We start from the raw sequence: 15,082 nt of genomic DNA, 5'->3' as shown, positions 1-15,082 counted from the left end.
CCCCTCTTCAGAGCGGACCGGGGGCCCGTCTCAGAGGCTCTTCCAGCCGCCCGCCGGCTGCTGGCCGACCTCGAGGCCCTGGAGCTTGGTGAGGATCTTCGGGTCCTGTACGTCGAGCCAGTCGACGAACTGGCGGAACGAGACGAGGCGCACGTCCTTCTTGCCCGCGATGTGCTTCAGGGCCTCCTCCACGGCGTCCATGTAAATGCCGCCGTTCCACTCCTCGAAGTGGTTGCCGATGAAGAACGGCGCACGGTTGGACTCGTAGGCCCGCTTGAAGCCGGATATGTACGCCTCCGTGGCCTGCTTGCGCCAGCCCGGGTAGTTGTACGAGGGAGCCTTCGTGGAGTTCTTCGACTGGTTGGCGAGGATGTTGTAGTCCATCGACAGGACCTCGAAGGAGTGCCCGGGGAAGGGCACGGCCTGCAGCGGCAGGTCCCAGATGCCCATCTTCTTCTGCGGCCAGCGCTGGCGGCCGCCGGGCGAGGACGCGTCGTAGCGCCAGCCGAGCTTCTTCGCCGTCGGCAGCAGGTTGTCCTGGCCGAGCAGACACGGGGTGCGGCCGCCGACGAGTTCCTTGTCGTAGTCGAAGGGCAGCGAAGGCAGATCGGTCCAACCCGTGTTCGTACGCCACTTCTTGACAAAGGACTTGGCCTGGTCGATCTCGTCCTGCCACTGCGCGGGCGTCCAGTTGGCGACCGTTCCCGTGCCCGCGCAGAAGTGCCCGTTGAAGTGCGTGCCGATTTCATGGCCGTCGAGCCATGCCTCACGAACGTACTTCAGTGTGTCCTTGATGTGACCGTCGGTGAGATAACCGATGTCGGATGCGCCGACTCCGTTGTTCGGCGGACGGTACATCCGCTTCTTCGATTCCGGGAGCAGATAAAGCCCCGAGAGGAAGAACGTCATGTGCGCGTCGTGCTCCTTGGCGAGCTTCAAAAAGCGCGGGAACAGACCGTTCCCCACTTCGCCCGCACCGTCCCAGGAGAAGATCACGAACTGCGGCGGCGTCTCGCCCGGCTTCAGCGGAACCGGCTTGCCCGGCTGGTGGGGCTGCTTGCCGGTGTACGAGGTCGAGCCGTCACCGATCGGCTTGGCCGGCTGCTTGTTCGCGCCGCCCGGCTCGTCCCCGGCCTTTCCCGCGGGCCCCGACGAATCGCCGCCGCCCCCGGAGCCGCATGCCGCGAGCCCGAAAGCGGCGGCCGTACCGGCTCCGAGTCCGAGCATTCCCCTGCGGCTGATGTCGCGCATTCCATCCCCAATCGTCGCGCCCTTGGGTCCGGCCCTGCTCTATCTGCCATGCAAGACGGACGACCCGTTAGAGGGCGCGACGATCACCGGGGTTCCGGTAAGCCGCAGTTATTTATGTTGTTTTACCGGAAGGGGACATACAGTCGCTGCGCGATTACGCGACGTCGATAATCAGGGATGCCCCGAGTTGCCCTAAAGGGAAAAGCAGTTGCCCTCAGGCGCCGAATGCCTTGCCCTTGCCCTTCACCGGCTTGGCGCCGGCGAGGAGATGTGCGGGCACCAGATCCCTCGCGGGTTCCGAGTACCCCACCGAAACGATCTTGTCGCCGCGGTAGGTGAACGTCGTCAGCGACGCGAGGGTGCACTGCCGCTTGCGCGGGTCGTGCCAGAGGCGGCGCTTCTCCACGAAGCTGCGCACGATCCAGATCGGCAGCTGGTGGCTGACGCACACCGCCTCGTGCCCGCGGGCCGCGTCCTTCGCCGCGTCCAGGGCGCCCATCATCCGTACGACCTGCTCGACGTACGGCTCGCCCCAGGAGGGCTTGAAGGGATTGACGAGGTGCTTCCAGTTGTCGGGGTTCTTCAGCGCGCCGTCCCCGACACCGAAGGTCTTGCCCTCGAAGACGTTGCCCGCCTCGATGAGCCGCCCGTCCGTGGCGAGGTCGAGGCCGTGCGCCTTGGCGATCGGCGTGGCCGTCTCCTGGGCGCGGTCCAGCGGCGAGGCCACGACATGCGTGACATCGCGCCGGGAGAGGTGTTCGGCGACCCGGTCCGCCATCTGGCGGCCCAGCTCGGACAGGTGGTAGTCGGGCAGCCGCCCGTACAGGATCCCGTCCGGGTTGTGCACCTCGCCGTGGCGCATCACGTGGACGACGGTCAGCTCGTCGCCCGCCGGGGTGCCGGTCATGCGGGGACCTCCGTGGCTTCCGCGGCCGCGCGCGCGGCCCCCGGCAGGGCGGCGGCGATCCGCTCGATCGCCCGCTCGTCGTGGGCGGTGGACACGAACCAGGACTCGAAGGCCGACGGCGGCAGATAGACCCCCTGCGACAGCATCGAGTGGAAGAACGCGGTGAAGCGGAAGGACTCCTGCGCCTTCGCGCCCTCGTAGTCACGGACCTCGCGGTCGGTGAAGAAGACGGAGAACATGTTCGACGCGTTCTGCAGGCGGTGGGCGACGCCCTCCTTGCTCAGCGCCTCCGTCACGAGCGAGCGCAGCTCCGCGGAGACGGCGTCCACCTTGTCGTACGCGGCGTCGTCCAGGAGACGCAGCTGCGCGAGGCCCGCGGCCGTCGCGACCGGGTTACCGGACAGCGTGCCCGCCTGGTAGACCGGGCCCGCCGGGGCGAGGTGCGCCATGACGTCCGCGCGGCCGCCGAAGGCCGCGGCCGGGAAGCCGCCGCCCATGACCTTGCCGAAGGTCATCAGGTCGGGCGTCACACCGTCCACACCGAACCAGCCGGCCTTCGACGTACGGAAGCCGGTCATCACCTCGTCCGAGATGTACAGCGCACCGTTCTTGGCGCAGGCGGCCTTCAGGCCCTCGTTGAAGCCCGGGCGCGGCGGCACCACGCCCATGTTGCCCGGCGACGCCTCGGTGATCACGCAGGCGATCTCACCGGGGTACTTGTGGAAGGCCTCGTGCACGGCCTCGATGTCGTTGTACGGGACGACGATGGTGTCGCCCGCCTGGGCGCCGGTGACACCCGGGGTGTCCGGCAGGCCGAACGTCGCCACGCCCGAACCCGCCGCGGCGAGCAGCGCGTCGACGTGCCCGTGGTAGCACCCCGCGAACTTGATCACCTTGGCGCGGCCGGTGAAGCCGCGCGCGAGACGGATGGCGGACATGGTCGCCTCGGTGCCGCTGGAGACGAGCCGCACCTGCTCGACGGGCTCGACGCGGGCCACGATCTCCTCGGCGAGCGCGACCTCGCCCTCACCGGGCGTACCGAAGGAGGTGCCGCGCGCGACGGCCTCCTGCACGGCGGCGGTCACCTCGGGGTGGCTGTGCCCGAGGATCATCGGACCCCACGAGCACACGAGGTCGACGTACTCACGGCCGTCGGCATCAGTCAGGTACGGACCGGCACCGGACACCATGAAACGGGGCGTACCACCCACAGCGCGGAACGCGCGCACGGGAGAGTTCACACCGCCGGGCGTCACGGCCGCCGCACGGTCGAAAAGAGTCTGCGAAACTGGGGCGCTATACGGGAAGCTCACACGAGCCATGGTGTCAGAGGGCGCGGACATCCTGCGGACAGGTGTTTCACTCCACGTTTTAGCGGGTGAGCGTGGGGGAGGTCACTGACACGATGATCGGGTTGCGTGGCGGGGGCCGCGAGGCCTAGAAAAGACAGGGCCGTGCCGCCCTGGCAAAGCAGTCGGGTGGAGATATGCATCGCGGTGGCGGACTGGGCGAGGGGACCGACGGCCTGGGCCCCCGGCGTGCCCGGCGGGGCAAGCACCGACGCGAAGCGGAAGCGGAACCGGCGCAGGCGTCCGACCAGACGCCCGTCGCTTCCGGCGAGTCCAGGCGGGACCGGGTGAGCAGCAGGAGTGGCGGGGTGGGGGTGACGTACAAATACTTCGGCGCCCCGGACGGCGCGACCGCCGCCCGCGTGCCGATCTCGATGCGGCCCGAGGAGCTCGGCGGTGACGAGCTCGGCATGGGCGGCATGTTCACGAAGATCAAGCCGGAGACGATGGCCGCGATGGTCCTGACCGGCATCGAGGGCATACCCCTGCACAAGGTCCCCCCGCTCGAACTCGTCGTCCTCCACCCCGACTACGCCGTGGTGAAGCTCCCCATGACCGTCGTCGACCCGCTGCGCGGCATCGGCGAGGAGTCGGTGGGCGCCGCGGCGTTCATATGGTCCACGGTCCCGGACCGCGGCGGCCCGCGCGACGCCTTCAACGTGTACCAACTCCTGCACGAGTGGCAGGACTTCTCGCATCGCCTGCACGACGCGGGCCACCAGGCGTACTGCCTGGTGTGGCCCTGAGCGGCCCCGCCGATCTCGGCTAGCGCTCCCGCAGGGCGGCGAGTCGCTGCTCGAACGGGACGACGACCGGCGTGTCGGCGGCCCCGGCTGCGGTCCCGACGGCGAGCCCGACGGCAGTTCCGTTCCCGGACACCGACCCCATGAGCCGCGCGAGCTCCGCGCCCGCCCGGTCAAGACGCTCCGCGAGCCCTTCCGCGCCCCAGTCCTCGGACGCCGCGTAGACCCCGGTGGGCACGACGACGGCCCGCAGGTACGCGAACAGGGGCCGCAGCGCGTGGTCGAGGACGAGGGAGTGCCGGGCCGTGCCGCCCGTCGCCGCGACGAGGACCGGCTTTCCCGCCAGCGCGTCCTTGTCGAACCCGCTGACCGCGTCGAAGAAGGACTTGAACAGCCCGCTGTACGACGCGGAGAAGACGGGCGTGACGGCGATCAGACCGTCGGCGTCGCGCACGGCGCCGATCGCCGCGTCCAGGGCGGGCCCGGGGAACCCGGTCGTGAGGCTCTGCGCGATCCCGACCGCGAGGTCGCGCAGTTCGACCACTTCGACGCCGACGTCGGCGTGCTGCCCGACGGCGGCGGCGAGCCGGTCGGCGAGCAGGCGGGTGGACGAGGGCACGCTCAGCCCTGCGGACACGACGACGAGCTTCATGCGGTGACCTCTTCCTGTGCGGTGGTGCGGTGGTGCCGGTCCACGTCGGCGGAGACTCCGGCCACGCGCGTCGCGTGCGTGGGCGCGTCCGGGACGCCTGCCGGGCGGTTCTTGGCGAACTCCTCGCGCAGCACGGGGACGACCTCCTCGCCGAGGATGTCGAGCTGCTCCAGAACGGTCTTCAGCGGCAGCCCGGCGTGGTCCATCAGGAACAGCTGCCGCTGGTAGTCGCCCACGGTGTCGCGGAAGGACAGTGTCCGCTCGATGACCTGCTGCGGGGAGCCCACGGTGAGCGGGGTCTGCGCGGTGAACTCCTCCAGCGAAGGCCCGTGCCCGTACACGGGCGCGTTGTCGAAGTAGGGCCGGAACTCCCGTACGGCGTCCTGCGAGTTCTTGCGCATGAACACCTGCCCGCCGAGCCCGACGATCGCCTGCTCGGGCGTGCCGTGCCCGTAGTGCGCGTACCGCGACCGGTACAGCTCCACCATCTTCGCGGTGTGCTCGGCGGGCCAGAAGATGTTGTTGTGGAAGAACCCGTCTCCGTAGTACGCGGCCTGCTCGGCGATCTCAGGGGACCTGATCGAGCCGTGCCAGACGAAGGGCGCGACGCCGTCGAGCGGCCGGGGCGTCGAGGTGAAGGACTGCAACGGCGTACGGAACTTGCCCTCCCAGGTGACGACGTCCTCGTCCCAGAGGCGGCGCAGGAGGGCGTAGTTCTCGACGGCGAGGTTGATGCCCTGGCGGATGTCCTTGCCGAACCACGGGTAGACCGGGCCTGTGTTGCCGCGGCCCATCATCAGGTCGACGCGGCCGTCCGCGAGGTGCTGGAGCATCGCGAAGTCCTCGGCGATCTTCACCGGGTCGTTGGTGGTGATGAGCGTGGTCGAGGTGGACAGGACGAGGCGCTCGGTGCGGGCGGCTATGTAGCCGAGCATCGTGGTCGGGGACGACGGCACGAAGGGCGGGTTGTGGTGCTCGCCGGTCGCGAAGACGTCGAGGCCGACCTCCTCGGCCTTGAGCGCGATGGCGACCATGGCCTTGATCCGCTCGGCCTCGGTCGGCGTGCGGCCGGTGGTCGGGTCGGTGGTCACGTCGCCGACGCTGAAGATCCCGAACTGCATGGCTGGCTCACTCTCCGCGGGTCCGCGTGTCGCTTCCGCGTACTTGTTGACGGTTCAACTATACCCACGGAACAGGGGTGCGCCCCGGCCTATTCCCGGGAGGCCCGCCCCTGGCCGGTGCTGAGGTCGGAGGGGGTGCGTGAAGTGTCCATGGGACGACGGTACGAAGGGGAGGGGACCCGCGGCTCGAAGAAACGCGACACTCCGGGCGGACGGGCTCCGCGGGCCCTACCATCCCTCCCTGTCAGACGCGTCCACAGGAGGTGACGGTCCCCGCCACGCCGCCGAGGGGTGCGGGCGGGCGTACGAGGCCATGCAGCGCCGCGACTCGACGGACAGCTCACTCATCAGCAGCCCGCGCCGTTGCACTGCCGCTGCCCGATACCCGCGCCGGACAGCAATCGTGCGACGCACGCCCGCTCTGCCACCCTGTTGACCATGCTCACCGCACGCTCCGCCGCACTCTTCGTCCTGGCCGCGCTCTTCGAGATCGGCGGGGCCTGGCTCGTCTGGCAGGGCGTGCGGGAGCACAAGGGATGGGCGTGGATCGGCGCGGGCGTGATCGCGCTCGGCATCTACGGTTTCGTGGCCACGCTGCAGCCCGACGCGGAGTTCGGCCGCATTCTCGCGGCGTACGGCGGGATCTTCGTCGCGGGGTCGATCGTCTGGGGCATGGTCGCGGACGGCTACCGGCCCGACCGGTGGGACGTCGCGGGGGCGCTGATCTGCCTCGCGGGTATGGCCGTGATCATGTACGCGCCGCGGGGCCGCTGAACGACCGGGCACCGCGGAGCCACTGATGGACCGGGCGCCGCGGAGCCACTGAACGGCCCGCATATCCTGACCGAAGGCCCACCGACCCCAATCCGCACGCCTGCCGAGGAGCGCCCATGACCGCCGCAGCCACCCGCATCGCGATCGTCACCGGCGCGAGCAGCGGTATCGGCGCCGCCACCGCCCGCGGCCTCGCCGCCGCGGGCTACCGCGTCGTCCTCACCGCGCGCCGCAAGGACCGCATCGAGGCGCTCGCCGCCGAGCTGAGCGACGCCGGACACGACGCGGTCGCGTACGCGCTCGACGTCACCGACCGCGCGGCCGTGGACGAGTTCGCCACCGCGTTCCGCAAGATCGCGGTCCTGGTGAACAACGCGGGCGGCGCGCTGGGCGCGGACCCCGTGGCGAGCAGCGACCCGGCGGACTGGCGCCAGATGTACGAGACGAACGTCATCGGCACGCTCAACGTCACCCAGGCCCTGCTGCCCGCCCTCACCGCGAGCGGCGACGGCACGGTGGTCGTCCTCTCCTCGACCGCCGGACACGGCACGTACGAGGGAGGCGGCGGCTACGTGGCCGCGAAGCACGCCGAGCACGTACTCGCCGAGACCCTGCGCCTGGAGATCGTCGGCACGCCGGTCCGCGTCATCGAGGTCGCCCCCGGCATGGTCAAGACGGACGAGTTCGCCCTGACCCGCTTCGGCGGCGACGCCGACAAGGCCGCGAAGGTCTACGCGGGCGTCGCCGAGCCGCTCACCGCGGACGACGTGGCGGACACGATCACGTGGGCGGTCACGCGGCCCCCGCACGTCAACATCGACCTCCTGGTGGTCCGCCCGCGCGCCCAGGCCTCCAACAGCAAGGTCCACAGGGAGTCCTGACCATGCGCCTCCCCGGCGACGACCCAGGCCGCCCCGCGTACTCCGCGGACTCCCCCGACCCCCTGGAACGCCTCACCCACGAACACGAGGCCCGCACTCTCGCCGAAGAGGCGAAGAACGAACGCCTGGTCTGGTGGTACCTGGCGTACTTCCTCTTCGGCATCCACATCGTCGCGTTCGTCATGATCTACGCGGTCACCCACGCGAAGTGACGGACGAAGGGCCCGGCACGCAGGCCCTCACCCCTTCACGCAGACGACCTGCTTCAGCTTCGCCACGACCTGGACGAGATCCCGCTGCTGGTCGATGACCTGCTCGATCGGCTTGTACGCGCTCGGGATCTCGTCCACGACGCCCGAGTCCTTGCGGCACTCGACGCCCCGCGTCTGCTCCTCCAGGTCCTTCGTCGAGAAGCGGCGCTTGGCCGCGCCCCGGCTCATCCGCCGCCCCGCGCCGTGCGAGGCCGAGTTGAAGGACGACTCGTTGCCGAGGCCCTTCACGATGTACGAGCCGGTGCCCATGGAGCCCGGGATGATGCCGTAGTCCCCGCTGCCGGCACGGATCGCGCCCTTCCGGGTGACCAGCAGGTCCATCCCGTCGTAGCGCTCCTCGCTGACGTAGTTGTGGTGGCAGGAGATCTCCTGCTCGAACGTCGGCCTGGCCTTCTTGAACTCCTTGCGGACCACGTCCTTGAAGAGCGCCATCATGATCGCGCGGTTCTTCTTCGCGTACTCCTGGGCCCAGAACAGGTCGGTCCGGTACGCCGCCATCTGCGGGGTGTCCGCGATGAAGACCGCGAGGTCCCGATCGACCAGGCCCTGGTTGTGCGCGAGCCCCTGAGCCACTCCGATGTGGTGGTCGGCCAGCTCCTTGCCGATGTTGCGGGAGCCGGAGTGCAGCATCAGCCAGACCGAACCTGACTCATCAAGACAGAATTCGATGAAGTGGTTCCCGGATCCAAGCGTTCCCATCTGTTTCGAGGCACGTTCATGACGGAACTTGACCGTTTCGGCGATCCCGTCGAACCGCCCCCAGAAGTCCTCCCACCCCGCAGTCGCCATCCCATGGAAGCGCCCCGGCCCGACGGGGTCATCGTGCATGCCCCGCCCCACCGGAATCGCCTGCTCGATCTTCGAGCGCAGGCGGGACAGGTCACCCGGAAGGTCATTGGCGGTGAGCGACGTCTTGACGGCGCTCATCCCGCAGCCGATGTCCACGCCGACCGCCGCCGGACAGACCGCGCCGCGCATGGCGATCACCGAGCCGACCGTCGCGCCCTTGCCGTAGTGGACGTCCGGCATGACCGCCAGGCCCTTGATCCACGGCAGCGTCGCCACGTTCTGGAGCTGGCGCATCGCCGAGTCCTCGACCGTGGCCGGATCCGTCCACATCCGTATCGGGACCTTCGCCCCGGGAACCTCTACATACGACATATCGTCCTCATTCCCCCGTAAACAACTACAAGCCTAGAAGCGCAAATACCGGCGCCAAGGTCAACGAAAGGGGTGACGGACCGGCGTCCACGGCAGCGCGTGCGATACACATTGTGTCCACCGGTCGCCCATCAGCGGCAACCCAATAACCAGGCAGAGCCAGGCGAGAGGAGCCATACGGTGCAGCTGAAGGCCAAGGCCTGTGTACCGGGCGTCGCCGCGCTCCTCGCGGTCGTGCTGACCGGCTGCACCGGCGGGTCCGGTGGCGGTGACGAGAGCGACGACTCCAAGCCGGGCGGCAGCGGCGGCTCGAACGCCCCGGCGCAGCCCGGCAAGTACCGCACCCTCCCGGAGCCCTGCGGCGAGGTCGACGAGGGCACCCTCGACTCGATGCTGCCCGGCATCCCGGAGATGGGGGACCCCGAGCAGCGCGAGAAGGCGTACGAGGGCACGCCCACGGTCACGTACGACACGGACCGCCGCGTGGGCTGCAACTGGAAGATCGAGTCGACCGGCGCCTCCCACCACCTGCTCATCGACTTCGAGCGCGTCGTGTCGTACGACGGCTCGGTCAGCGACGACGCCCGCGCCGCGGAGGTCTACGCGACGAAGCTGCGCGAGGCGGGCCTCTCCCGGCCGACCGACTCGCCCACCGAGAGCGAGGACACGGAGAGCGAGGACCCGGACGACGACGCGAGCCCTGACAGCAGCAAGAGCTCCGACGACAGCGAAAGCCCCGGTGACAAGGCCCAGGGCGGCAAGAACGCCCGCGCGGACGACGACAAGGGCAGCCGCAAGGGCACGCGTAAGGGCACCGATCAGGGCCCGGAGGACGACGGCGCCGCCCTCGACGGCGCCGACTCCTCCGCGCCCTCGACCCCGCCCCCGGGCCTGGAGTCCCGCACCCTCCCCGACCTCGGCGACGAGGCCTTCCTCGACGACGCCCTCACCACCGCCACCTCCGCCTCCCGTCACCGCACCGTGACTGTGGTGTTCCGCACGTCGAACGTCATCGTGACCATCGAGTACGACGAGCAGCCCGGCCGTCGCACGGATGTCCCCGACAGCAAGGAAATGCAGGACAAAGCGCAGGACCTGGCCGACAGCCTGGCCGGCGACTTCGACGAGTAGCGGGTGACGGGAGCGGGTACGGGCGGGGCCCCCGACGGCCTGAAGCGGAGTCGTCCGCCGTCCCATGCGCGTACCGTGGCCCCTCGGACCCGACGACGTCACGAGACGAACTGGACGTCACGAGACGAACAGAGTGAAGGAACCATGCACCGACCTGCACAGCGAAAGCGACAGCTCCGCAGCCGCCTCCTCGTCTGCGCGGCCGCCGTACCGGTGATCCTCGTCGCCGGCTGCTCCTCCGACTCCGGCTCCGACTCCGGATCCGACGCGTCGAAGAAGGACTCGGGCGCCAAGTCCTCGGCGTCGGCCAAGTCCGGCGACGACGCCCCGAGCGTGGAGATGGCCGCGTACGCCAAGCTTCCGGAGCCCTGCGACGTCCTGTCGAAGAAGACGCTCGAGGAGCTCGTGCCGAAGGCGGAGGACAAGTCCGGCAAGGCCGGCACGTCCAGCGACACGGCGCTGCGCGGCAGCTGCTCCTGGGACAGCCTCGACAACAACGGCGTGGACGGCTCGCAGTTCCGCTGGCTGCGCGTCTCGCTGATGCGCTTCGAGTCGGACGCGTCGCTCGGCAGCGGTGCCAAGCGCGCGCAGGACAGCTTCGCGAAGCAGGTCGCCGACGCGCAGGCGACGAAGGGCGCGAAGAGCGTCAAGGCGGAGCCGGTGCAGGGTGTCGGCCAGCAGGCGACGCTCGTGCGGTACGACCTGAAGAAGGACAAGGACACCTTCAAGCAGCAGACGTTCGTGACGCGCGTGGAGAACGCGGTCATCACCGTCGACCTCAACGGCGCGGGCCTCGCGGGCGACAAGTCCCCGGACGCCGGCAAGCTGGGCAAGGACGCGCAGAAGGCCGCGAAGGAGGCCGCCGAGTCGGTCGTCGCGGCCAACGAGGGCGGCGGCAAGGCGTCGTCGGGCGCGAGCGACAAGCCGAAGTCGGACGACAAGAAGTCCGACGTCTCCAAGTCCGACGACTCCAAGTCCGACGACAAGAAGAAGAGCGGCAGCGGCACCAAGTCCTGACGCTTCCGCAGAGCGCCACGCGCGCGCCCGGCGCACCCAACACGCGCCCTCACCAGGCGAGTTGACGGAGCCCGGCCCCTCACGGGCCGGGCTCCTGGCGTACCGGCACACGTACCGGCACACGTACCGGCACACAGCGTTCCGTACGTATGTGCCAGGCTGTCGCTCGCAATACGGCGCCGCACGGCGCCACTAGCCGCTACAAGCCGGCACACGGTCTTGCACAGGGAGGGGTTCGCGGGTGGCCGCGATGCAGCTGACACGCACGCACCGGATACTCATCGGAGTGGTCGTCGCCGGAGCGGTCGTCATCGCCGGGATCGGCTTCGCGGGGTCGTACGCGGCCGTGCGCGAACTCGCCGAGGAGAAGGGGTTCGGCGACTTCTCGGTGGTCTTCCCCATCGGCGTCGACGCGGGCATCTGCGTGCTGCTCGCCCTGGACCTCCTGCTGACCTGGCTCCGCATCCCCTTCCCGCTGCTGCGGCAGACGGCGTGGCTGCTCACGGCGGCGACGATCGCGTTCAACGCCGCGGCGGCCTGGCCCGACCCGCTGGGCGTGGGCATGCACGCGGTGATCCCGGTGCTGTTCGTGGTGGCCGTCGAGGCGGCGCGGCACGCGGTGGGCCGGATCGCGGACATCACCGCCGACAAGCACATGGAGGGCGTGCGCCTCACGCGCTGGCTGCTCTCCCCCATTCCCACGTTCAAGCTGTGGCGCCGCATGAAGCTGTGGGAGCTGCGCAGTTACGAGCAGGTCATCAAGCTCGAACAGGAGCGCCTCGTCTACCAGGCGCGCCTCCAGGCCCGCTTCGGCCGCGGCTGGCGTCGCAAGGCTCCGGTGGAGTCCCTGATGCCGCTGCGCCTGGCCCGCTACGGGGTTCCGCTCGCCGAGACGGCTCCGGCGGGGCTCGCGGCGGCGGGCATCGATCCGGTCCTGCTCCCGCCTGCGCCCGCGGTCTCCATGACGAAGGCGCCCGAGGCGACGAAGGCATCCGAGGGTCCGCAGCAGCCTCAGCTGACGGCGGCGCCGGAGTCCGGACCCGCCCCGGGTCCCGCGCAGCCCCAACCGGGCCCGCGGACGGACCCGCGGACGGACCCGCAGACAGACCCCCAGACGAACTCTCAGTCCGCGGCCGAGACCCCGGCCCCCGAGGAGGCCCTCCCCGTCGCGAACCACGCGAGCCCCTGGTTCGCGGCGCACAACGCGTCGTACGCCCCGGTGGCCCCGTACGACGAGTGGTACGCGGAGCAGGAGCGACAGCAGGCGCCCGACGGGCAGGACGGCCAGGGCGACCAGGGCGACCAGGGCGACCAGCAGGCCTTCCCCGTGCCGAACGGCGCGGGCGGCACCCGCCCCCTCGGCGAGGGCGGCACCCCGCAGCAGCACATGGGACCCGTCCCCGCCCCGGCCCCCTCCGACGAGGACCTGTACCAGGTGTTCCGGCACTCGATAGAGGGTGAGGGCATGCCGACCCCGGGTGCGTTCGCGGCCAACGCGGAGGCGGCGTTCGGTCTGCGTCTCCAGTCCCGCGAGCTGAACAACTACATGGACCGCTTCTCGGCCCGCCTCGAGAACGAGCTCATGGAAGACCACATCGCGTAACCGCCGACACCCTGAGTCAGACGCGCGCCCGCCGCCTCTTCTTCGCGGTCTCCCCGTACACGGCGAGCACTACGCCCGCCACGAGGAGCGCCGCGTAGAGCGGCGTGGGCACGTCCCACCACTTTTTGAGCATGCCCCACGGCTCGTCGCCGAACGTCCGTCCGGCGACGCCGAGTGCTCCCTGGATGCCGACGACCCAGCCGACGATGGCGATGATTTCTCTCATGCGTCCACCATCGGCCGGGGATCAGCCGTCCGCGTCCTGCCTCCGGCCGAACCGGAGGTAGTCCGAAGGATGCACAGGACCCGCGTGGGGTCCTACGCGGCCAGCAGCTTGCGCACGCGGTCCGCGCCGACGGCGAGGAGCAGCGTGGGCAGGCGCGGGCCCGTCTCGCGGGTGACCAGGAGGCGGTAGAGGAGGGCGAAGAAGGAGCGCTGGGCGCCCTTGATCTCCGCCGGGAGTTCCTTCGCCGTCGCGTCCGCGGAGAAGCCCGCCTGCACCTTCGGCACGCCGTAGACGAGGTGGGTCAGGCCGTCCAGGGACCAGTGCGAGTCCAGGCCCTCCAGGAGGAGGCGCAGGGATTCGCGGCCCGCGTCGTCCAGGGACGACAGGAGCTCCGTGTCCGGCTCGGAGCGGACGATGGTGCGGGCCTCGGCCGGGACCTGGGTGGTGATCCAGTTCTCGGCGCGGTCGAGGCGCGGCCGGGTCTCGTCGAGGGACGTGATCGGGTCCGAGGGGTCCAGGTCCCGCAGGATGCGCAGGGTCTGGTCCTCGGCGCCGGCGGTGATGTCGGCGACGGAGGCCAGCGTGCGGTACGGCAGCGGGCGCGGGGTGCGCGGCAGCTCACCGGCGGCCGTGCGGACCGCCCGCGAGTGCGCGGCGACGTCCGCGGGCAGCGCCGATCCTTCGGCGACCTTCGCCTCCAGCTTGTCCCACTCGTCGTAGAGCCGCTGGATCTCCTGGTCGAAGGCGATCTTGAAGGACTGGTTGGGCTTGCGGCGCGCGTACAGCCAGCGCAGCAGCGGCGCCTCCATGATCTTCAGGGCGTCGGCCGGGGTGGGCACGCCGCCCTTGGAGGACGACATCTTCGCCATGCCGGAGATGCCCACGAAGGCGTACATGGGGCCGATCGGCTGCACGCCGTCGAAGATCTCGCGGACGATCTGGCCGCCGACGACGAAGGACGAGCCCGGCGACGAGTGGTCGACGCCGGACGGCTCGAAGACGACGCCCTCGTACGCCCAGCGCATCGGCCAGTCGACCTTCCAGACCAGCTTGCCGCGGTTGAACTCGCTGAGCCGGACGGTCTCGCCGAAGCCGCACGCCGTGCAGGTGTAGACGAGCTCCGTGGTCTCGTCGTCGTACGAGACGACGGCCGTCAGGTCCTTCTCGCACTGCCCGCAGTACGGCTTGTACGGGTAGTACCCGCTGGTGCCGCCGCTGCCGTCGTCCTCGGAGGCCGCGCCCGACCCCTCGGCGGCCTCCAGCTCGGCCTCGTCGACGGGCTTCTGCTGCTGCTTGCCCTTGCCGCCCTTCGCGGGGTCCTTCTTGGTGCGGTACTGGTCGAGGATCGCGTCGATGTCACCGCGGTGCCTCATCGCGTGCAGGATCTGCTCGCGGTAGACACCGGAGGTGTACTGCTCGGTCTGGCTGATCCCGTCGTACTCCACGCCCAGCTCGGCGAGCGCCTCGGTCATGGCCGCCTTGAAGTGCTCGGCCCAGTTCGGGTACGCGGAACCGGCCGGGGCCGGGACGGACGTCAGGGGCTTGCCGATGTGCTCGGCCCAGGTCTCGTCGATGCCGGGGACGCCGGCCGGGACCTTGCGGTACCGGTCGTAGTCGTCCCAGGAGATGAGGTGACGGACCTCGTACCCACGGCGGCGGATCTCGTCCGCGACCAGGTGCGGGGTCATGACCTCACGGAGGTTGCCCAGGTGAATGGGACCGGAGGGGGAGAGCCCGGAGGCGACGACGACCACCGGCGCGGCCGCGCCATCGTGTTTCGCGCCCGGGGCACGACGCTCCGACTCGGCGATGACCTCATCCGCATAGCGGGAGACCCAGTCGGTGGTATCGGTGCTCTGAGCCACGATCGGCACGCCTTTCTTCTACGTGTTTCTTCTACGCGAGTACCGCTTGACGGAGCCATTCTCCCAGGTCGCCCCCTAACCGCGAAAACAGCTTTTCACCGCGTGGGATACTCGGTTTCCGTAGCTTCA

The 15,082-nt window shown here is 70.0% G+C and carries 15 protein-coding genes; 7 read left to right on the top strand and 8 right to left on the bottom strand.

Going from position 1 to position 15,082, the window contains the following annotated elements; translation table 11 throughout:
• Window positions 1-30: 30 nt before the first annotated feature.
• The 3 genes from NOO62_RS23060 to hemL form a co-directional block, all read right to left on the bottom strand.
• Window positions 31-1,251 (bottom strand): hypothetical protein, encoded by a 1,221-nt coding sequence (locus NOO62_RS23060; RefSeq protein ID WP_268772792.1) that lies wholly within the window; start codon window positions 1,249-1,251, stop codon window positions 31-33.
• A 214-nt stretch (window positions 1,252-1,465) separates the two neighbouring features.
• Window positions 1,466-2,158, bottom strand: a complete 693-nt coding sequence (locus tag NOO62_RS23055) for a histidine phosphatase family protein (protein WP_268772791.1) — start codon at window positions 2,156-2,158, stop codon at window positions 1,466-1,468.
• On the bottom strand, window positions 2,155-3,480 hold the full coding sequence (gene hemL, locus NOO62_RS23050; protein WP_268772790.1) for a glutamate-1-semialdehyde 2,1-aminomutase: 1,326 nt from the start codon (window positions 3,478-3,480) through the stop codon (window positions 2,155-2,157). The genes NOO62_RS23055 and hemL overlap by 4 nt, the downstream gene beginning before the upstream one ends.
• 335 nt (window positions 3,481-3,815) lie before the next feature.
• On the opposite strand from hemL, the gene NOO62_RS23045 reads away from it, so the two are divergent.
• Window positions 3,816-4,253: a hypothetical protein gene (locus NOO62_RS23045; protein WP_016640275.1), complete on the top strand. Its 438-nt coding sequence runs from the start codon at window positions 3,816-3,818 to the stop codon at window positions 4,251-4,253.
• A 19-nt stretch (window positions 4,254-4,272) separates the two neighbouring features.
• On the opposite strand, the gene NOO62_RS23040 is transcribed toward NOO62_RS23045, so the two are convergent.
• Window positions 4,273-4,902, bottom strand: a complete 630-nt coding sequence (locus NOO62_RS23040; RefSeq protein ID WP_268772789.1) for an FMN reductase — start codon at window positions 4,900-4,902, stop codon at window positions 4,273-4,275.
• The gene (locus NOO62_RS23035) at window positions 4,899-6,023 is read right to left on the bottom strand and encodes an LLM class flavin-dependent oxidoreductase (RefSeq protein WP_268772788.1); all 1,125 of its coding nucleotides are present in this window, start codon (window positions 6,021-6,023) and stop codon (window positions 4,899-4,901) included. Before NOO62_RS23035 ends, NOO62_RS23040 begins: the two co-directional genes overlap by 4 nt.
• A 438-nt stretch (window positions 6,024-6,461) precedes the next feature.
• Between NOO62_RS23035 and NOO62_RS23030 the strand changes: the two genes are divergently transcribed.
• From NOO62_RS23030 to NOO62_RS23020, 3 genes are all read left to right on the top strand, one after another.
• Window positions 6,462-6,797, top strand: a complete 336-nt coding sequence (locus NOO62_RS23030) for a YnfA family protein (protein WP_268772787.1) — start codon at window positions 6,462-6,464, stop codon at window positions 6,795-6,797.
• Window positions 6,798-6,913: 116 nt separating this feature from the next.
• On the top strand, window positions 6,914-7,678 hold the full coding sequence (locus tag NOO62_RS23025; protein ID WP_268772786.1) for an SDR family NAD(P)-dependent oxidoreductase: 765 nt from the start codon (window positions 6,914-6,916) through the stop codon (window positions 7,676-7,678).
• Window positions 7,679-7,680: 2 nt separating this feature from the next.
• Entirely contained in the window at window positions 7,681-7,890 is a 210-nt protein-coding gene (locus tag NOO62_RS23020; protein ID WP_268772785.1) for a hypothetical protein, read from the top strand.
• A 27-nt stretch (window positions 7,891-7,917) separates the two neighbouring features.
• Here NOO62_RS23020 and NOO62_RS23015 read toward each other — a convergent pair whose 3' ends face one another.
• Window positions 7,918-9,111, bottom strand: coding sequence for an RtcB family protein (locus tag NOO62_RS23015; protein WP_268772784.1), 1,194 nt, complete (start codon window positions 9,109-9,111; stop codon window positions 7,918-7,920).
• Window positions 9,112-9,291: 180 nt separating this feature from the next.
• Here NOO62_RS23015 and NOO62_RS23010 point away from each other — a divergent pair, with 180 nt between their 5' ends.
• From NOO62_RS23010 to NOO62_RS23000, 3 genes are all read left to right on the top strand, one after another.
• A complete protein-coding gene (locus NOO62_RS23010; RefSeq protein WP_321170595.1) occupies window positions 9,292-10,242 on the top strand; it encodes a DUF3558 domain-containing protein in 951 nt (316 codons plus the stop codon).
• A gap of 144 nt (window positions 10,243-10,386) precedes the next feature.
• A complete protein-coding gene (locus NOO62_RS23005; RefSeq protein WP_268772783.1) occupies window positions 10,387-11,259 on the top strand; it encodes a DUF3558 family protein in 873 nt (290 codons plus the stop codon).
• 250 nt (window positions 11,260-11,509) lie between these two features.
• Window positions 11,510-12,862 (top strand): DUF2637 domain-containing protein, encoded by a 1,353-nt coding sequence (locus NOO62_RS23000; protein WP_268772782.1) that lies wholly within the window; start codon window positions 11,510-11,512, stop codon window positions 12,860-12,862.
• 16 nt (window positions 12,863-12,878) lie between these two features.
• On the opposite strand, the gene NOO62_RS22995 is transcribed toward NOO62_RS23000, so the two are convergent.
• Together NOO62_RS22995 and lysS are read right to left on the bottom strand one after the other, a co-directional pair.
• Entirely contained in the window at window positions 12,879-13,088 is a 210-nt protein-coding gene (locus tag NOO62_RS22995) for a hypothetical protein (protein ID WP_268772781.1), read from the bottom strand.
• 92 nt (window positions 13,089-13,180) lie between these two features.
• Window positions 13,181-14,962, bottom strand: a complete 1,782-nt coding sequence (gene lysS / locus NOO62_RS22990; protein WP_268772780.1) for a lysine--tRNA ligase — start codon at window positions 14,960-14,962, stop codon at window positions 13,181-13,183.
• Window positions 14,963-15,082: the final 120 nt, after the last annotated feature.

The sequence above is a fragment of the Streptomyces sp. Je 1-369 genome (genome assembly GCF_026810505.1).
Lineage (GTDB): Bacteria > Actinomycetota > Actinomycetes > Streptomycetales > Streptomycetaceae > Streptomyces.
Note: the sequence above shows the minus strand (reverse complement) of the source record. Positions and strands in the feature narration are given on the sequence as shown.